The sequence below is a fragment of the Nocardia sp. NPDC003726 genome, assembly GCF_053586955.1.
The window spans coordinates 400,104-420,936 of the sequence record NZ_JBSFNF010000001.1; the positions used below are offsets into that span (position 1 = coordinate 400,104).

Genomic DNA, 20,833 nt, shown 5'->3' on the forward strand with positions numbered 1-20,833 from the left:
CGCTGTTCTTCGCCATCTCCCCGCGCGAGGCGGAGATCCTCGACCCGCAGGAGCGGCTGTTCCTGCAAACCGCCTGGGCCGCACTGGAAGACTCCGGCCATTCCCGGGCCGACCTGGCCCGCGGCGGTCTGCGACCCGAGCAGGCCGGTGTGTTCGTCGGCGTCATGTGGGGCACCTACCAGATGTTCGGGGCCGAGGAATCCCGGCTCGGGCGCGGCACGCTGCCCGGCTCGACGTTCTGGAGCATCCCGAATCGGGTCTCGCACGCCTTGGACTTCCAAGGGCCGAGCATGGCGGTGGACACCGCGTGTTCGTCCTCGCTGACCGCGCTGCACCTGGCCTGCCGGAGCATTCGGACCGGCGAATGCAGGCTGGCGGTGGTCGGCGGCGTCAATCTGTCGCTGCACCCGTACAAATTCGTCGCACTGAGCCAGGGGCAATTCGCCTCCACCGACGGCCGCTGCCGTTCCTTCGGCGCGGGGGGCGACGGGTATGTGGCCGGTGAGGGCGTCGGGGCGCTGGTGCTGCGGCCGCTGGCCGACGCCGAAGCCGACGGCGACACCATCTACGGCGTCATCAAAGGCACCGCGATCAATCACGGCGGCCGGGTCAACGGTTTCACGGTCCCCAATCCCGACGTGCAGGCCGCGGTGATCCGCTCGGCGCTGCGCGCCGGTGACGTGGACCCGGCGTCGGTGTCCTATATCGAGGCGCACGGCACCGGCACCGCGCTGGGTGATCCGATCGAGATCGCCGGTTTGGCGAAGGTATTCGGCCGCTCCGGCGGCACCGAGCTGCCGATCGGTTCGGTGAAGTCGAATGTCGGCCACCTCGAGGCGGCGGCCGGCGTCGCGGCGCTGACGAAAGTGCTGCTGCAACTGCGCCACGGCACCATCGTGCCGTCGCTGCACGCCACGCCACCCAATCCGAACATCGACTTCGCGGCCACACCGTTCCACATCCCGGCCCGGCCGCTGCCGTGGCCCGGCGGAGATCCGGCGCGCCCGCGCCGGGCGGCCGTGAGTTCGTTCGGCGCGGGTGGGGCCAACGCCAATGTGGTGATCGAGGAGTATGTCGACCGCAGGCCGGAGACGCGGTTCAGCGGCGGCCAGGTCGTCCCGGTTTCCGCTCGCGACGGTGAGCGGCTCGCGGAGTATGTCGCCGCGCTGGATCGTTTCCTCGCCGGGCAGCAGCCGAACCTCGCCGATCTGGCCTTCACGATGCAGGTGGGCCGGCAGGCGGGCAGCACGCGGGCAGCGTTCGTCGCGCGCGACATCGGCCAGTTGCGCGCCTCCGTCCGCGCTTGGGTCGACGACGTGCCCGGCGCGCGGTCGTGCCGGGAGGCGGCGGAGGACTCGCGGATCGCGCGCTGGCTCGGCGGTGCGGACATCGATTGGTCCACCGTTCGCGATCCCGGGCCTCGACGCCGTATTCCCGCGCCGACCTATCCGTTCGCCCGGGAGCGGTACTGGATCCCGGACGTCACGCCGGGCGCGCAACCCGTTGCCGGGCCGGGACAGCCGTCCGCATCGAGTTCGCAGGTTGCCTCGCTCACACAGCCTCCGACGACGCCAGCACCCAGCCCGGCCGCGCAACCTGCTCTGAATGGAAGCGCAACGCGAACAGGGGAATCCGGGTCGGAATCGGCATCCGCGCAGTGGCCGACGCCCGATTCGCGGCTCTCGGCGGGGGGCATCGAAACGGAGGCCGGGTCGCTGGAGTCCGCCGAGGCCATGGATCCCACTCCCGCCACGACCCGCCGACTCGCAGCACCGCAACGGCTGCTGGTCCCGCTCTGGCGAGAAGCTCCGTTGCCCGGCGGCGACCTGCGTTCCCGCCGCGCTCTGCTGGTGTACGACACGCGGACCCCGCGGCACCTGGCGGAGGCGCTCGAAGTCGCCGCCGGTGATCCGGGTCGTCTGGTGCGGCTGTCGCAAGCGCCGGGCGATCTGCACCGCGACGACTTCGAAACGGGCGCGGCGCTCGGCCGGGCGATCGCGGCCCGCTACCCGGATACCGAGTGCGTCATCGATCTGTGCGATCTCGTGCCCGCCCCGGCAGGCAGACCGACCGGCGATCTCGGCCGGATGGGCTTCTACCAGGGTGTGATCGAGGGGCGCGCCGGTTCGCTCACGCTGTTGCACGTCGCCGCAGGACACCCCGGCGCGGACGGCCCGGAGTCCGCGCCGCTGGGTGGTCTGGTCGCCGCGCTCGCCGAGGAGATCCGCGATGTGCGCACCCGCAGCGTCCACGTGGCCGACGAGCGCGCACTGGTGTGCGCCGATCCCGGGCGAGTGTTGACGATTCTCGGCGCGGAGTGCGCGGCAACCGAGGACAGCGCGCCGCGGGTGCGGTATCGCGGTGGAATCCGCGAAGCCGTCGAACTGACCGACACGACGGCACGCGACGGCCTGGTGGTGGACCCGTCTCGCACCTACGTGGTGACCGGCGGCACGCGCGGGCTCGGCGCGGCGTTCGCGGCGGCGCTGGTCGAGCGCGGCGCGCGGCGCTTGGCCGTCCTCGGGCGCGAACCGCTGCCGCCGCAATCGGAGTGGGACCGGGTGGCCGCCGGGTCCGGCCCTGAGGCGCAGAAGGTTCGGCGACTGGTGCGGTTGCGCGATCGCGGCGTCGCGGTGCGAACCTACTTCGGCAGCCTCACCGACGAGGGCGCCTTGTCCGGCTTCTTCGGCCAGGTACGCAGCGAGCTGGGCCCGATCGGCGGTGTGCTGCATTGCGCGGGCAGTGTGTCCGGTGAGAGCCCGGCGTTCGTGCGCAAGACCGGCGCGGCCATCGCCACCGTGCTCGCGCCCAAGCTGGCGGGCACCGCCGTCCTCGCCGACGTGCTGGCCGCCGACCGTCCGGACTTCTTCGTGTTGTTCTCGTCGGTGTCGGCCGTGCTGCCCGGCTTGTCGGTGGGCTTGTCGGACTACGCGATGGCCAACGCGCACCTGGACCGCTTCGCCGAGGCCCAGCACGCCCAGGGACGGCCGTGGTTCCGGTCGATCAATTGGCCGTCCTTCCGCGACACCGGTTTCGGTGAGGTGACCAGCGCGGCCTACCGCGCCACCGGCCTGCCGACCCTGAGCGCCGCGGAAGGATTCGAACTGCTCGACGCGGCGCTGGGGACGCCCGCGCCGGTGGTGTTGCCCTACCACGGTGCGGCACTGAGCCTTTCGACGCGCAAGAGCCGACCGGCGGAGGCGGCCACCGCGCCGAGCGCGCAGCCCACCACGGCGAACGGGTCCGCGGCGGCGTATCAGGAATTGCTGCGGATCTTCTCCGACGAACTCAAACTCGCCCCGGCGCGGTTCGAGGGCGACAAACGGTTCGAGGAATACGGCGCGGACTCGGTGCTGATCGCCTCGGCGGTACGCCGGATCGAACAGGTCGTCGAAGCGCCGTTCGATCCGGCGCTGGTGCTGGAGTTCCCGACCCTCGACGCCTTGGCCGGTCTGTTGACCGAGCAGTTCCCGGAACGTTTCGCCCCCGAAGCGCCGCCGGAGCCATCGGCCGACCCGCAACCGGCGCAGGCTGATCGACCGCGCACACCGGAGACCGGAGCGGCCAGACCCGGCGCGGTGACCTGGGCAGCCGACGCCCGCGGCGGACGAGCAGCCGAGCCCATCGCCGTAGTCGGCATCGGTTGCCGCCTGCCCGGCGGCGACACCCCGGACGCGTTCTGGCGCCTGCTGGCCACGGGCGCATCCGGCATCAGAGAAGTCGACCCGGCTCGCTGGGATCCCGCCCGGTTCTACCGCCCTGGCGGCGGCCCCGGTCTGACCAACAGCAAATGGGGCGGTTTCATCGACGGCGTCGATCTGTTCGACCCGGAGTATTTCGGGGTCACCGACGAGCTGGCCTGGCAGATGGACCCGTTGCAGCGACTGCTGCTGGAGACGTCGGTGCTGGCCACCTCCGACGCCGGTTACCGGCGCGAGGAGCTGGCGGGCAAGCGAGTCGGCGTGTACGCGGGCAGCCGGGCGGCGAACTATTTCAACCGGATCCCGGTCGCCGACCGGCACACCATCATCGGCATCGGGCAGAACTTCATCGCCGCGCGCATCTCCGACTACTTCGACTGGCACGCGGGCAATGTCGTGCTCGACAGCGCGTGCTCGTCGTCGCTGCTGTCGGTGCATCTGGCGTGTCAGGCGTTGCGGGCCGGCGAGGTCGACGCCGCGCTGGCCGGTGGCGTGGAAGTGCTGCTGGACGAGATGCTGTTCGTCACGTTGTCGGCGGCGGGTGTGCTGTCGCCGAACGGACGGTGCGCGACGTTCTCCGAGGACGCCGACGGTTTCGTGCCCGGAGAGGGCGCGGCGCTGCTGCTGCTCAAGCGGCTCGACGACGCGCTCGCCGACGGCGACCGGGTCTACGCGGTGCTGCGCGGATCCGCGATCGGCAACGACGGGCACACCATGGGCATCACCACACCGAACATGCGCGCGCAGATCGAAGTGGTCACCGCGGCGCTGGAAGTGGCGGGCATGTCCCCGGACGCGCTGTCGTACCTGGAGGCGCACGGCACCGGCACCATGATCGGCGACCCCATCGAACTGAAGGGGCTGGCCACCGTGCTCGGCGACCGCTCGCGCGCCCAGGAGCCGTGCGCGGTCGGCAGCGTGAAAACCAATATCGGGCATCTGCTCTCGGCGGCGGGCATCGCCGGGGCGGTCAAGACGATCCTGGCCGTGCACCACGCGGCGCTGCCACCGTCGCTGCACTGCGACAACCTCAACCCGCGTTTCAAGTTCGCCGGTTCGCCGCTGCAGGTCAACCGGGAACTGCGCCCGTGGCGGCCGGCCGACGGCAGGCCACGCGCCGCGGGCATCAGCTCGTTCGGCTTCGGCGGGACCAATGCCCATCTCGTCGTCGAACAGGCGCCCGACGGGTACCGGCCGACGCGCCACCCCCTGGATCCACCCGCCTTCCGCAAGAGGAGCTTCATGCTGCCGAAAACGGTTCCCAGCCCATCGACGGAGCCCGCGCCGCGGATCGTGGTACCGATCAGCACGCCCGCACCGTCGTTCCTCCGCGTGGAGCCGCTGCGATGAGCGGGATCGAACTGGACAGCTTCGCCACCACCCTGCGGGCCGAGGACCCGGTGGTGCGCGATCACCGCGTACACGGTGTGCGAATCCTGCCGGGTGTGGTGTATCTCGACATGATCCTGCGCGCGGCGATGTCGGCGGGGTACCGGCCCGGCGAGCTGACGATCCGCGAGGCGTTGTTCCAGCGCCCGGTCGCCCTCGCCGACGACGGTGCGGTGCGCATCGCGTTCCGCGTCGATCGCCCTACCGGCCGGGTCGCCATCGACGTGCAGGGTTTGGACGCGGCGGGCATGCCGGTGGGACCGATCGATCCGGTCGCGGAATGCGTTGTGGTTCGGTCGGATTCGTTGGACGAGCCGGTGCGCATCGATGTGGCGGAGTTCCGGGATGCGGCGCGTGCGCGCGGTATGGCCGAGCTGTACGCCCAGACCGGAAGCCGCGGTATCGACCATCGCGGGTTCATGCGCGCCACCGGTCATTTCGCCCGTCGCGACGACGTGGTCACCGCGACGCTGGGGCTCGGCGCCGAAGCGGCGGCGCACCTGCCCGGTTTCCTGCTGCATCCCACGTTCCTGGATGCCTCCACGATCGTGCCGTTCATCGATCCGCACCGGCTCGGCGTGGACGACGACAGCGCGTTCATCCCGATCTACTTCGGTGACGTGCGCGCCTGGCGGGCCACCCCCGAAGAGGTGTTCGTGCGGGCCGCCGTCCGCGGCGGCGGGCACGGCGGAGACCTGCTCGAAGCCGAGGTCGCGCTCTACGACCGGGACGGGGCGCCGGTGGCGCGGTACCGGCTGACGTCCAAGCGTGTGCGTGGCAGCGCGGATATCCAGCGACTGCTGACGCGGCCGGAGGCGCCATCCCCTCGACAGGCCACGCCACGCTCGTCCGCCCACACGACCGTTCCTTCCGGTGATCCGCGTGCGGTGATCACCGCCGATGTGGCCGCTCTGGTCGCCGGTGAACTCGGCGCCGACGCCGCGGGCATCGCGACCGACGTCGGGTTCTACGAACTCGGTCTGGATTCCGGTCGCCTGCTGCGGCTGACGGCGGAACTGGAAGCCAGGGTCGGGGAACCGCTGTATCCGACGCTGCTGTTCGAGTACCAGACCATCGACGCACTCGCCGGACATCTCGCCGACACCGTCGGCGCGAGCTACCGCCCCGCCGACTTCGCCCAGGCCGATCCCACCGAATCCGCCGTGATCGCGCCACCGCCGGCAACGGCCCCGGTCGAGGCGCCGCCGGTAGCCAACCCGACTGCTACCCCAGAAGCGGCGCACGAACTCGTCGTTTTCGGATTCGACTGGGAGCCCGACACCAGCGTTCATCCGCGTCGGGAACCCAGCAGCCTGCTCGTCTTCGACAGTGTCGAGCACCCTTACCCGCAGGCCGGCACGATCGTCCGCGTCCGGCCCGGTAGCGAATTCCACTCCGGCGCCGATGCCTTCGTGGTCGACCCGGCGGACGCGCGGCATATGGACCTGCTGGTCGCCGAGCTGACGGCCCGGCGGTCACGTTTCGACGCCGCGGTGTACCTGTGGCCCGAAGCGGCGACCGGCAACGACCCGCAGGCGTTGCTCGAGCGGGTGTACCTGCCGGTGCGTGATCTGGTGCGCGCGCTCGGGGGGACAGCCGAGCCGCCGGTGCGCCTGGTGCTGGCTCTCACGCCCGCCACACCGGCGGGTGCGGCGAGCTGCGCCCTACTCGGCGGTGCGGCCCGCACACTGCGGCTCGAGCAGCCGCACCCGGTGCTGCGGGCCGTCCAGCGCGACACCGTACGGCCGCTCGATGACATCGTGGCCACCGAACTGGGCATCGACGAACGCGACTCCGCCACCGAGATCCGCTACCACGGCACGACACGCCAGATCCGCCGGACGCGCACGCTCACCACCGCCGGCGCGGATGCCGGCGGCGCGGTGCTGCGGCAGGGTGCGGTGGTCGTGGTCACCGGAGCGTTCGGCGGGATCGGCCGTCATCTGGCCCGCCGCCTCGCCGCCGGCTACCGCGCCCGGCTGGTGCTGGTATCGCGCCGTCCGCTCGACGCGTCGGCCGCGGGACTGCTTGCCGAACTCGGCGAACTGGGCGCGGAAGCCGTGCACGTGCGCGCCGACGTCTCGGTGGCCGCGGACGCCGAACGCGTCGCCGCGATCGCCCACGCCACCTTCGGGCCGGTCGACGTGCTCTACCACGGGGCGGGACAGTTGCGCGACGGACTGCTGTCCGGCAGCAGCCGCGACGACGCGAGAAATGTTCTGGCACCGAAGATCAACGGTGTCGAGCATATGACGCGTGCGCTGCCGGAGACCCGCCTGACGGTGTTGTTCTCGTCGGTTTCCGCGGTGCTGGGCAATCCCGGGCAGGCCGACTACGCGGCCGCCAACCGCTATCTGGACATCGTGGCCGAACAGCGCGACCGGGCCGGAAGCAGGATCATCAGCATCGGCTGGCCGCTGTGGGCCGAGGGCGGCATGCGTCCGCCTGCCGAACAGATCGAAGCGCTGCGGCGGGCCGGTGTGGGACTGCTGCCCACCGCGACCGGACTGGACCTGCTGCTGTCCTGCGCGAGCCTCGACCGCGCGCAACTGGCAGCGGTATGGGGCGACCCCGACACTCTGCGAGCACGACTACAACCGGCGGCCCCGCAGCCCGACGTCCCGGCCGCCGCACCCGTGCCGGTCCATGAGTCGCGCGCGGCCGTCGAGGAGCCCATCGCGATCGTCGGAATCAGCGGCCGTTACCCCGACGCGGAGAACATCGAGGAGTTCTGGCGCAATCTGCGCGACGGGCACGACGCGGTCGGCCCGGTCCCCGCCGAACGCTGGTGGCTCACCGCCGCCGCAGGCACTCCCGGCGCACCCCCGATGATCGGCGGATTCCTGCGTGACGTCGGCGGTTTCGACCCGCAGTTCTTCCGCATCCCGCCGGTGCAAGCGCCCCTGCTGGACCCGCAGGAGCGGTTGTTCCTCCAGCAGGCGTACGCGGCGCTGGAACACGCCGGCTACCACCACACCGACCCGGCCGTGCGGGATCGCCGCGTGGGTGTGTTCGTCGGCGCCACCTGGAGCGACTACCGGCTGCTCGGCGTCGCGGCCAGCCGGGACGGCGATCCGGTCGCGGTGGCCTCGATCCCGTCGTCCATCGCCAACCGCACCTCCTACACCCTCGGCCTGCGCGGGCCCAGCCTCACCGTGGACACCGCGTGTTCGGCGTCGCTGACCGCGCTGCATCTGGCGCGGCGCAGCCTGCTCGACGGCGAATGCGAGGCGGCCATCGTCGGCGGGGTGAACCTCCTTTTGCACGAGGACAAATTCCTGCTGCTGCACAGCCTGGGCATGATGTCCGAGACCGGCCGGTGCCGCCCCTTCGCCGCGGGCGCCGACGGCTACGTGCCCGGCGAAGGCGTCGGCGCGCTGTATCTGAAGCCGCTGTCGGCCGCCCGCGCCGACGGCGACACCATCCACGGCCTGATCCTCGGCAGCGCGGTGAATCACGGTGGGCAGACCTCCGGATACAGCGTGCCGCATCCCGGGGCGCAAGCCGAGGTGATCGGCGAAGCCCTGCGCTCGGCCGGGGTCGATCCCGCCATGATCGACTACCTCGAAGCGCACGGCACCGGCACACCGCTCGGTGATCCGATCGAAATCTCCGGACTGGCCGCCGCTTTCGGCAGCTCCGGCCGCTCCCACGCACTGGGGTCGACGAAGTCGAACATCGGCCACCTGGAGGCGGCCGCGGGCATCGCGGGCCTGACCCGGGTGCTGTTGCAGCTGCGGCACGGCCGGATCGCACCCACTTTGCATGCGGCGGAGACCAATCCGGCCATCACGTTCGACTCGGTGCCGTTGCGCCTGCCGCGTGAACTGGAGGATTGGCCCCGCCGCACCGTCGACGGCGTCGCGGTGGCACGGCACGCGGGCATCAGCGCCTTCGGGGCCGGCGGCGCGAACGCCCATGTGGTGCTCGCCGAGTTCATCGACGACCGGGTGCCGCCGGCCGCGACCGGTGAACCCGAGGTCTTCGTGCTGTCGGCGCGCACGCCGGAGCGGTTGCGCCGCTACGCGGAACTCATGGCGCGGCACTTCCGTGCCCTCGATCCCGCGGATTTCCGAGACGCGGTGCGCACCTTGCAGGTGGGCAGGCCCGCGCTGGCACACCGTCTCGCGGTGGTCGCGTCCTCGCCGCTCGAGGTGGCCGACGCACTGGATCGGTTCGGCGCTCACGAGCCCGGCCCTGTGGTCACCGGCACGGTCGAGGCGCACACCCGGCCACCGCTGGTCACCCCTGCGGCGGATGACCGAGAACTGGCCCGGCAGTGGGTAGCGGGCGCCGATGTCGACTGGCGTGGGCGCGGCGGCCCGCGGCGGCGAATCCCGTTGCCCGGTTATCCGTTCGAGCGCACCGACTTCTGGATCATCGCACCGCCGCGCTCGGGGTTCGACACCGCCGTGGAGCGGTTCGAAGCGTCCGTCCGGCCCGCGGGCACGGTGGAGCCGGGTAAGGCCGAACTGGGCCGCTACGCGGCGATGCTGTTGCTGGCGACCCTGGCCGGAATGGGGCTCACGCCGGGGGAGTGGACCGCGCAGTCGCTGGACGCGCGCCTGGGTGTGCGTCCGGAATTCGACCGGCTGCGCACCAGCTGCCTGGACATCCTGCGCCGACACGGACTGGTGCGCCGGCACGGCGACCGGATCGAGGTTCCCGGCCCGCCGCCGGGTACCAGCGGGATGCGCGCCGATCTGCTGGCCCGGTTCCCCGAAACGGAGCCGTACGTGGCCTTGCTCGATGCCTGCCTGGCCGCGTACCCGCGCGTCCTGCGCGGGGAGCTGTCCGCGACCGAGGTGCTGTTCCCCGGCGGCGATCTGGACCTGGTCGGCGCGATCTATCGCGGCAACGCCGCCTACGACTTCACCAACGGCCTGCTCGCCGGATTGGTGTCGGCGGTCGCGCAGCGAGAGGGCGCGGGCCGGCCGGTGCGGATCGTGGAAATCGGCGCGGGCACCGGCGGTTCCACGCACGCGGTGCTCGACGCGCTCGCCGAGCGCGGGATCGCGTTCGACTACCACTACACCGACGTCTCGCACAGTTTCGTCGCGCACGGGCGACGCACCTTCGGGGCGCGTGCGCACGTGCGGTTCGGTGTATTGGACATCGAGACGGATCCGGTCGCGCAAGGGTTCCCCGCGCACGAGGCCGATCTGGTGATCTGCGCCAACGTCCTGCACGCGACACGATCGATCGACGTGACGCTGCGCAACATCCGGCGGCTGCTCACGCCCGGCGGGGTGCTCGCCTGCACCGAGGCGACCACCGACCTCGAGGTTCTCGCGCTGACGTTCGGGCTGCTGGAGGGCTGGCACGCCTACCGCGATCCCGGGGCGCGGATCCCGCACTCGCCGTTGCTGTCGGAAGCGCAGTGGCTGGAGGCCATGACCGCCGCGGGTTTCTCCGGCGTCCGCGCGTGGGGTCCCGGCTTGTCGACCGACCCGGAGCCCAGTTTCCGGCTGCTGGCCGCGGTCAGCGCCACCACACCGCCCGAACTCGCGCAACCACCGGCCGACGAGCGGCACCGGCCCGCTGAGCCTTCCTCTACCGGGCAACTCGGCCGCGCGAACACCCGGACACCGGTCCCCGAGGTGGGGCCGGACGCGGAACCGGCCACCGTGGTCGGCGCGGCAGCCTTGGAAGCCGAGCTCGTCGCCCTCGTCGCCGACGGCCTGGGGGTCGGGCGCGGCGAGGTGCGAGCGGAGCTGCCGCTGTCGGACTATGGCGTCGACTCCATTCTCGCGGTCAAGATCATCGACCGGGTCAACGCCCGCTACGGCTTGACGCTGCGGCCAACGGTGGTGTTCGACCATCCGTCGGTGCGGCTGCTCAGCAGGCACATGGCCGAACAAGGTGCCACCGCGAACGGCGGCGCGACCGCCGTCTCCGGCACGCCCGCTCCCAGTCCTCGAACCGCCACAGCGCCCGCACGACCCAGCGAAAGGTCAGCATCGATGGACATCGCCATCATCGGCATGTCCGGGCAGTTCCCGGGCGCGGCGAACCTCCACGAGTTCTGGCGCGATCTCGCCGCGGGACGAGACGCGGTGACCGAGGTTCCCGCCGCGCGCTGGCCGATCGCCGAGCATTTCCAGCCGGGACCGGCGACGCCGGGCACGACCTACTCCAAGTGGGGCGGCTTCCTCGACGGCGTGGACCAGTTCGATCCGGCGTTCTTCGACATGGTGCCCGCCGAAGCCGACTACATGGACCCGCAGCAGCGGCTGTTCCTGGAGCACAGCCGGCTGGCGCTGGACGACGCCGCCATCGATCCGAAGTCGCTGCGACGCAGCAAATGCGGCGTGTTCGCGGGATCGCCGGGGTCGGACTACGCCACCCTGCTGCGCAACCGCGGAACGGTCGGCTCCCATCACCTGTTCACCGGCAACAGTCCGGCCATCCTGCCCGCTCGCGTGGCCTATCACCTGGATCTCACCGGCCCGTGCCTCGGGCTGGACACCGCGTGTTCCTCGGCGCTGGTCGCGTTGCACCAGGCCTGCCGCAGCCTCGCCGCGGGGGAGTCGGACCTGGCGCTGGCCGGAGGCGTCGCGGTGTTCGTGACACCCGAATACCACCTGCTCGCCTCGTCGATGGGCATGCTTTCCCCGCGCGGCCGGTGCGCCAGTTTCGACGCCGACGCCGACGGTTTCGTGATCGCAGAGGGCGTCGGTGTGGTGGCGCTCAAGCCGTTGTCCGCCGCCGAACGCGACGGCGACCCGATCCACGGGGTGATCCGCGGGATCGGCATCAACCACGACGGCCGCACCAACGGCATCACCGCGCCCAGCGTCCGCTCGCAGACCGAACTGGAACTGGCGGTGTATCGCGAGGCCGGGATCGATCCTTCCACCATCGGCTACGTCGAAACCCACGGCACCGGGACGCGATTGGGCGATCCGATCGAGATCGAGGCGCTCACCGCCGCCTTCCGCCGCTACACCGACGCGGTCGGCGTCATCCCGGTGGGATCGGTGAAATCGAACATCGGGCACGCCTCGCATGCCGCGGGGATGGCGAGCCTGTTCAAGGTGCTGCTGGCCATGCGCGCCGGACAGCTGCCGCCGTCGCTGCACGTCGCCGCGGTGAATCCGTTGCTGGGACTGGAGCAGTCGCCGTTCTTCGTCAACACCGAACTGCGCGCGTGGGAGGGCGCGCCACGGCGAGCCGCGATCAGTTCCTTCGGGTTCAGCGGCACGAATGCGCACATGGTGGTCGACGGCGCACCGGTCGTGGCAGCGCGGCGCGCGCCGTCCTGGCAGCCGCAGGTGATCGTGCTCTCGGCGCGCACCGCGACGAGCCTGACCAGAATGGCCCGCACGCTGCGCAGGCATCTGACCGCGCATCCGGACCTGTCGCTCGCCGACGTCGCCCGCACGCTCGCGGTGGGGCGCAGCGGATTCGAACATCGGCTCGCGGTGGTCGGGGATTCGGTGGACGCGGTCGCGGCCCGGCTTGCCGCTTTCGCCGACGGTGACCGGCCCGCCGGGGTCCACACCGGCACGATCGATGTCCCCGACGTGGAGCGCGGCGCGGCCACCGTGCTGGACGATCCGGTGGCGGTGGCACGGCAGTGGGTCGATGGCGGGCACGTCTCGTACGCGGGCTGGGCCGATCCTGCTGCCCGTCGTATTCATCTGCCGGGCTACGAGTTCGACCGGGAACGGTGCTGGGCGCCGGACCTGAGCGCCCCCGCGTCCGAGCACACGGCGCGTCCGCCGCAACGCGACCTCGATCCGGCCGCCGTCGGCGAAGCCCAGGACCTCGCAACACCGCGCGCCGCGACATCATCGACAGACGGGGCGCCACGAGAGATGCGCGCACCTGGCACGGCGGCACAGCTGGCGTCCGTCACACCGCAGGCCGAGCCGAGACCCGACTCCTCTCCGGCTTACCCGCAGCGTTCCGAAGCATCGCCGGTCTCCACGGCCCGGATGGCGACCGTGCCCCGGACCGACAGCGCACTCCGGAACGCTGCGGACGATGGACACGCTGGTCCTGATACCCCGCTTGCGTGGCCGGACTCCGCGCAGCGACGACAGTCCGCCGAGACCTACCTCAAAGGCCTGCTCGCCGAATATTGCCGACTGGACCCGCAGCGGATCCGCACTCGAATCCCCCTGCAGGACTACGGCATCGACTCGGTGCTGATCAGCAAGATGAACGACCGGCTGGAAACCGATTTCGGCCCGCTGCCCAGCACGCTGTTGTTCGAGTACCAGACCGTGCGCGACCTGGCGGGCTATCTCGCCGACGAGCACGGGGCGCGCCTGGCCGACGTCACCGCGGACTCGGCAACCGCACCCGGCGACGCGGCGATTGCACAAGGCGCTCCGACGACCGCACCAGGCGATCCGGCGACGTCACCAACCGGCGCGCCCGCGACGGCGCGCCCGGCCGACGTGGCGCCCGCACCCGTTCCCGCCGAACCTTCCGGCGACGCGCACGATGCCGACGACATCGCCGTCATCGGCATGGCGGGCAAGTTCCCGATGGCGGGGGACATCGAGGAGTTCTGGGCCAACCTGGTCGCAGGCCGAGACTGCATCGTGGAAGTTCCGCCGCAACGCTGGGACCACCGCGAATACCTGTCCGACGACCCCGACGAGCCGGGCACCACCTACGCGCGCTGGGGCGGATTCATCGATGACGTGGACAAGTTCGACGCCCGCTTCTTCGGCATCACCCCCAAAGACGCCGAGGAGATGGATCCGCAGCAGCGGCTGTTCCTGGAAACCTCATGGGCGGCCCTGGAAGACGCGGGCTACTCACCCGATCGGGTGCGCCGCAGCGCCGCGGCCCGCGGTCTGCCCGACGCCGGCGTCTTCGCCGGAGTCGGCTACGCCGAGTACCAGGCGTTCGTCGGCGTCCCGATCTCAGGATATTTCGCGGTGCCGAACCGGGTCTCCTACCACTTCGGCTTCACCGGCCCCTCGCTCGCGGTCGACACCGCCTGCTCTGCGTCGCTGACCGCGCTGCATCTGGCCTGCGAGAGCCTGCGCCGCGGCGAAGCGGCCTACGCGCTGGCCGGCGGGGTGAACGTGTCGATCCACCCCGGCAAGTATCTGCTGCTCGGCTACGGCCGCTGGGCCTCCACCGACGGCCGCTGCCGGTCGTTCGGCGCGGGCGGCGACGGCTACGTGCCGGGCGAAGGCGTGGTCACCCTGGTGCTCAAACCACTGCGGCACGCGCGCGCCGACGGTGACCGCGTCTACGGCGTGATCCGGGGCAGCACGGTCAACCACGGCGGACGCACCAACGGATTCACCGTCCCCAACCCTGCCGCCCAAGCCGACCTCATCGGCCGGGCCCTCACCGCGGCGCGCGTCGACGCGGCCGACATCGGCTATGTGGAAGCCCACGGCACCGGTACCGCGCTGGGCGATCCGATCGAGATCGCGGCGCTCACCAAGGCCTATCGGCGCTCGACGTCCGAGCGTGGCTACTGCGGCATCGGCTCGGCGAAATCCAGTGTCGGCCATCTGGAAGCGGCGGCGGGCGCGGCGGGCGTGGTGAAGGCGCTGCTGCAACTGCGTCACGACACGATCGCGCCGAACCTGCACAGCGATCCGCCGAACCCGGGAATCGATTTCGCGACGACACCGTTCCACGTCGTCGACCGGCCCACTGCATGGCCGCGACCCGATGACGGCACACCGCGCGTCACCGCCGTGAGTTCGTTCGGCGCGGGAGGCTCGAACGCGCACATGATCCTCACCGACGCCGAGGCCGTCGAGGCGACGCCGGAAGACGGGCGGCCGAGGATCGTGGTGTTGTCGGCCCGCGACGCCGACCGGCTGGCGGAGCTGGCCGCCCGCACCGCCGACCACCTGCGCGATCATCCGCTGTCGCTGCCCGATGTCGCGTGGACGCTGGCCGTGGGCCGGGCCGCGTTCGAGCATCGCCTTGCCGTGGTGGCCACCTCGACGGCCGAACTGGTCGAACTGCTCGACAGCGCGGCCGATGCCGGCGCACCCGCGCCGGCCGAGGGGCTGCTGGTCTTCCGCGGCGTGGCTCGCACCCACCGCGATCTCGACGAGTTGCCCGGCGAGTCGGACGTCGACCGCGCCGAAGTGCGCGCGTTGCTGCGGTCGGGCAATCTGCCGCGCGTCGCCGAACTGTGGGCGGGCGGGTGGACCGTGGACTGGGAGCAGGGCTACGAACGCCCGTTCGGGCGGATCGTCGGCCTGCCCGGTTATCCGTTCGCCCGGCGCAGGTACTGGATCGTGCCGGAGGACTACCGCAGACGCGCCCACGTGGTCGCGAAAACCGTGGTCGCGCTGGAGAACGAGCCACCGCGATCAGAGCAGCGCAACGGGCACTCGCCGAACGGCTCAGCGCATCAGACCGTTCCGACCTCATCGGAACCGGCCCAAGCGCACACCGCCGACGTCGCCGGACCGGCCGCCATCACCAGCGACGCCACCACACCGGCCACCATCGCGCCCGCCGACGGAGAATTCGACAGCGAGCTGTGCGACCGGCTCGCCGAGCACATCCGCGACATCTTCGCCGATCTGACCAAGTCCGACCCGGCCGAGCTCGATCTCGACGCGGAGTTCGCCGATTTCGGGTTCGACTCGGTGGCCACGGTGCGGATGCTCAACCGGCTGATGAAGCACTACGACGTGAAGATTCCGGCGGAATCGACCGAACTGCATCCGACGATCGCGTCCCTGTCGCGCTACCTGGTGGCCGAAGGCATCATCAGCGGTGCGGCGCACGATGCCCCGCGCCCCACCGCGGTCGCCGCGGCCTCGACGACCCAGCAGGACATACCCGTGGTGACGATGGACGCCCCGATTCCGGTGCGGTCGGTCTTCATCACCGGCGTGACCGGCGTGCTGGGCGGCAAACTGCTGCACGATCTGCTCACCAAGAGCGACGTGCGGGTGACCTGCCTGGTGCGCGGCAAGACCGTGGCCGCGGCCGAACGCAGGATCAAGCACTTCCTGAGCACCTACGACCCGGAGGCGACCCTCGATGAGGCGTTCGCCGAGCGCGTCAGCACGGTGCTCGGCGACGTCTCGGTCGACCGTTTCGGCTTGGACGAGGTCACCTGGCGGCGGCTCGCCGACGATGTGGACCTGACCATCCATGCCGCGGGCCGGACCACGCTGGTCACCTTCTACGACGCGCTGGCCCCGATCAACGTCGAAGGCACCCGGCGCGCGGTGGAATTCGCGCTGCGCTCCCGCGGCAAGTACCTGGTGTACGTGTCGAGTTTCAGCGCGCTGGGCGATCGGCTGAACTTCAACAATCCGCCGTTCACCGAGCGCGATCTCGAGCTGGGCCAGGGCTATGACCATCTGCCCTACCAGCAGACGAAATACGAGTCCGAGAAGCTGATCCGGGCGGCGAGCGAACGCGGACTGCTGTGGGACATCGTGCGCCCCGGCAACATCATGGGCGACAGCCGCACCGGCCGGTACCCGTTCTCCGAGGTCAGCGTCAAAGGCGCGTACTACGACATCCTCAAGACGATGATCGAGACCGGCGAGACGATGCTGACGCCGGTGCACTGGGACATCAGCCCGGTGGACTACGTCAGCGCCGGGATCGTGCACATCGCCCTGCGCCGGGCCACCTACCGGGAGACCTACCACCTGACCAACCCGGACATCCGGCGTTACTACGACGTGGTCCGCTACGTGCAGCGCGCCGGGTACGAGGTGGCGCTGGTGCCGCTGGAGGAATTCCACCGCAGGGCCACCGAGCGGCAGATCTACCGGCTCGGCACCGACGAGGTCTACGACAGCCAGACCCTGGAGATGTTCAAGTACGGCATCGAGCTGTTCGGCACGATCCACTACGAGGAGAGTTCCTACGCCGATTGCGCCTACACCCGGCGGGTGCTCGGCGCGGCGGGCATCGACTGTCCGCCGACGGAGGAACTGGTGCGGGTGTATCTGGCGCACTGCGCCGAGGTGGGCTACATCCCCGCACCGCGCGGGGCGGAACCGGCCGCGGAGGTGCTGCGGTGAGGTGCACGATCGTCTTCCCAGGACAGGGTGCGCAGCGCACCGGGATGGGGGCGGACTTCTGCGACGAATTCCCCCTCGCCCGCGACACTTTCGCCGAGGCGAGCGACGCGGTGGGCGAGGACCTGCTGCGGATCTGCGTCGAGCGGGACCCGCGGCTGCATCGCACGGAGTACACCCAGCCCTGCGTGCTGACGATGGAGATCGCCGTCTACCGGGTGCTGGTGCGCGAACTGGGTTGGCAACCGGTGGCTTTCGGCGGCCACAGTCTCGGCGAGTACGCCGCGCTGGTGGCGGCGGGCGTCTTCGACCTCGCCGACGGGGTGCGGCTGGTGCGTACGCGCGGCGCGCTGATGCAGCGCGCGGTGCCCGAAGGTGCGGGCGCGATGGCCGCGCTGATCCTGCCCGGCATCGCCGAGGCGGGGGTGGCCGAACTGGTGGCCGAGGCGGGCGCCGAGGTGGCCAACGACAATTCGACCGACCAGCTGGTCATCAGCGGCCACAGCGATGCCGTCGCGGCGGCACGGGTGGCGCTCGGCGAGCGTTTTCCGGAGCTGCGGTTCGTCCCGTTACGGGTGAGCGCGCCGTTCCACTCCCGGTGGATGCGCGGCATCGAGGCCGAGTTCGCCGGACATCTGGCCGAATGCGCCCCACGCATGCGGGCCGAGCGCGCGGCCGCGGTGACCTCGAATTACACCGGTGAGTTCCATCGGCCCGACACCCTCGCCGAGCATCTGGTCCGCCAGATCTCCGCCCCGGTGCGCTGGACGGCGAACATGCGCGCGTTGCTCCGCTCGGGCACACCGCGCTACGAGGTGGGCCCGTCGGCTCCGCTGTCGAAGTTCTTCGCGACGCTGGATGCCCCGGTGACGCGGATCGCGACGGTAGCCGATCTGCGCGCGCTGCCCGCTCCGGAAGACATACCGGCACCCGCTACGACTGTTCCGGTCGCGGTGACATCCTCGACAGCCGCACCGGCAGACCCGGGCCGCGAGCCGGAGCGCCTGACCATCCACCGCAAGAGCGCGGGCACACCGAGACTGCGGTTGTTCTGTTACCCCTTCGCCGGCGGCAAAGCGGCGGCCTACACGCCGTGGCGCGCCCAGCTGCCCGAGTGGGTGGAGCTGTGCGTGCTGGAACTGCCTGCCCGGCAGCGGCATCTGGCGCAGACACCGATCCGCCGTTTCCCCCACCTGGTGGAGGCCGCGCTGGCGCAGGTGCTGCCGCTGACCGATCTTCCGTTCGCGTTCTTCGGCCACAGTCTCGGCGCGCTGGCCGCCTATGAGGTCGCCCGCCGCCTGCCCGAGACGAACGCGCCGCGGGCGTTGTTCCTCTGCGGCGCGGTGGCGCCGCATCTGCCCAGACCGGGACGGTTGTCCGAGCTGCCGGATGACGAGTTCGTCGCGGCGGTGGGACATTACGGCGGCATCCCGCCGGAGGTGCGCGAGACCCCGGAGGTGATGGCGCTGTTCCTGCCCGCGTTGCGCAGCGACTTCGAGATCTTCGACGACTACCGGTTCACCCCCGCCGCCGCGCCGGCGTGCCCGGCCTACCTGTTCGGCGGTCTGGACGACCGGCAGGTCGCGGCCACGCAGCTGGAGGCATGGCGTGACCTGCTGCCGGGCCTGCGCTCCACCGAGCTGCTGCCCGGCGGCCACTTCTTCCTCGTCGAGCAGCGGACGGCGTTGCTCGGCTCACTCGCGGACAAGCTCGCCGCTGTCCGCCCCGACGCGGTACCCGCCTGATGAAGGGATGCAGTAATGAAGGTCGAAGTCCTCACTCCGTCGTGCAACCTCGATACCGTCCGCGACGGGCGCGGCGGCATTTTCACCTGGGTCCCGCCGGAACCCCTGCTCGAGTTCAACCTGATCTACATGCACCCCGGGAAGGTGCGCGGCCTGCACTACCACCCGCATTTCGTCGAGTACCTGCTGTTCGTGGAGGGCAACGGTGTGCTGGTGACCAAGGACGACCACGAGGATCCGGACTGCCCGGAGGAGTTCATCCATGTGGGCAAGGGCATCTGCACGCGCACGCCGATCGGGGTGATGCACACGGTGTACTCGATCACTCCGCTGACGTTCGTCGCCATGCTGACCAAGCCGTGGGACGAGTGCGATCCGCCGATCGTGCAGGTGGCGCCGCTGCCGCACACGTTGGAAGGAAACGGCGCGTGAGCGATGCGACCGGAAGGCCCGGATACCGCCGCGCCGGGTGCCGGGCAACAGCCCACGATGCGTGGGGGTCTGCGCGGAGCCGGGAATCCACCGAGGACGCGTGCGTCGGAAAGGGCGCGCGATGAGCCGATCACGTGTGGCCGTAGTCGGCGCCACCGGATACGTCGGCGCCGCGCTGACCGAAGCGCTCGAGAAGAGCGGACGGTGGGATGTGGTGCCGGTAGGGCGGGCCGATCACGAAACCCACCGCACCGCAGGTCGTTACGACGTGCTGATCAACGCCGCCTGCCCGTCGAAGCGGTTCTGGGCCGAGCAGCATCCCGGCGACGACCGGCGCGAGACGGTGGACAAGACGCGCATGCTGCGCGAGCACTGGCGCTGGGACCGGTTCGTGCAGATCAGTAGCATCTCCGCGCGAACCCAGCTGGACACCGTCTACGGCCGCCATCGCGCGGAGGCCGAGCGGATGTGTTCGGGAGCAAACACGTTCGTCGTCCGGCTCGGCCCGATGTACGGCGGCGACTACCGCAAGGGCGTGCTGGCGGACATGGCCGCCGACCGTCCGGTGTACGCCAGCGGCCGTTCCCGGCAGAGCTTCGCCCCGGTGGACTGGTGCGCCGATTGGATCGCCACCCACCTCGAGGAGACCGGCCTGCGCGAGGTCGGCGCACGCACCACCGTGACACTGGCCGAGGTGCGTGACGCGGTGGGTTCGGCCTCGCAGTTCGCCAAAGACCTTGTCGACGACCAGTTCCCGATCACCGCCACCGCGCCGGACTGGCCGGAGGCGGCGGCGGTGATCGACTGGCTGGCCGAGCGGAGGGTCACCGGTGCGCGGGCGAGCTGATCCGGTGCCTGCGCGGGCGCAGGTACTTCTCCGCGCACAGCACCAGCAGGAAACGCACGCTGGTCGCCACGTCGCGGGTGCGCATCTTGGATGCGCCCGCCGTGCGGTTGAGGACGTGGATCGGCACCTGCTCGATCCGGAAACCATTGGCCGCGAGGATGTAGAGACTTTCGAAGAAGAAGGAGTAACCGGTCGAACGGACGCGATCGAAAGCCGCCACCGGAACCGTGCCCAACCGGTAGTATCGGAACGCGCCGGTGGCATCGTAGGGCATCCGCAGCAATGTCACGGTGAGAAAATGCCCGACCCGGGTGAGGACCTTGCGGAAGGGAGTCCAGTCGGCGAGGCTGTCCTCTTTCAGATAGCGCGATCCGACCACGATGTCGAAACCGTCGGAAGCGGCGCGCAACGCCGGAAGATACGACGGCGGATGCGCGAAATCGGAATCCATCGTGATGAGGTGGGCATATCCCTGCTCGTACGCCCAGCGGATACCGGCCTGGTGCGCGGAGCCGACGCCTTGGCGCCCGGCCCTGTGCAGCACATGGATGCGGGGGGAATGCTGTCGTGCCAGCTCATCGAGCAGATCTCCGGTTCCGTCCGGGGAATTGTCGTCGACGAACAGGACATCGAAATCGGAGCCCTGTTCCAGGATCTGAGCGAGCAACGGGCCCACGTTGCGACGCTCGTTGTACGTCGGAATCATTACCAGAGTTTTTTCGGAGGCCGCGC

At 70.7% G+C, this 20,833-nt stretch carries 6 protein-coding genes (1 of these 6 running past the window's edge); 5 read left to right on the top strand and 1 reads right to left on the bottom strand.

Going from position 1 to position 20,833, the window contains the following annotated elements; genetic code table 11:
* The 5 genes from ACWDMM_RS01895 to ACWDMM_RS01915 form a co-directional block, all read left to right on the top strand.
* Window positions 1–5,051 carry the 3' portion of an SDR family NAD(P)-dependent oxidoreductase gene (locus ACWDMM_RS01895; RefSeq protein ID WP_449935508.1) on the top strand. The gene continues 16,714 nt to the left of window position 1, outside the view, so only the last 5,051 of its 21,765 coding nucleotides appear in the window; the start codon falls outside the window, past its left edge; it ends in the stop codon at window positions 5,049–5,051.
* Window positions 5,048–17,080 carry an SDR family NAD(P)-dependent oxidoreductase gene (locus tag ACWDMM_RS01900; protein WP_449935511.1) on the top strand — a complete coding sequence of 4,011 codons (12,033 nt, stop codon included), beginning with the start codon at window positions 5,048–5,050 and terminating at the stop codon, window positions 17,078–17,080. The genes ACWDMM_RS01895 and ACWDMM_RS01900 overlap by 4 nt, the downstream gene beginning before the upstream one ends.
* Window positions 17,077–18,822, top strand: coding sequence for a thioesterase domain-containing protein (locus ACWDMM_RS01905; protein ID WP_449935514.1), 1,746 nt, complete (start codon window positions 17,077–17,079; stop codon window positions 18,820–18,822). Before ACWDMM_RS01900 ends, ACWDMM_RS01905 begins: the two co-directional genes overlap by 4 nt.
* Window positions 18,823–18,837: 15 nt before the next feature.
* On the top strand, window positions 18,838–19,254 hold the full coding sequence (locus ACWDMM_RS01910) for a cupin domain-containing protein (RefSeq protein ID WP_039798180.1): 417 nt from the start codon (window positions 18,838–18,840) through the stop codon (window positions 19,252–19,254).
* A 121-nt stretch (window positions 19,255–19,375) separates the two neighbouring features.
* Entirely contained in the window at window positions 19,376–20,101 is a 726-nt protein-coding gene (locus tag ACWDMM_RS01915; protein WP_449935516.1) for an NAD-dependent epimerase/dehydratase family protein, read from the top strand.
* Here the strand turns inward: ACWDMM_RS01915 and ACWDMM_RS01920 are convergent.
* On the bottom strand, window positions 20,079–20,807 hold the full coding sequence (locus ACWDMM_RS01920) for a polyprenol monophosphomannose synthase (RefSeq protein WP_195082944.1): 729 nt from the start codon (window positions 20,805–20,807) through the stop codon (window positions 20,079–20,081). The genes ACWDMM_RS01915 and ACWDMM_RS01920 overlap by 23 nt on opposite strands.
* Window positions 20,808–20,833: the final 26 nt, after the last annotated feature.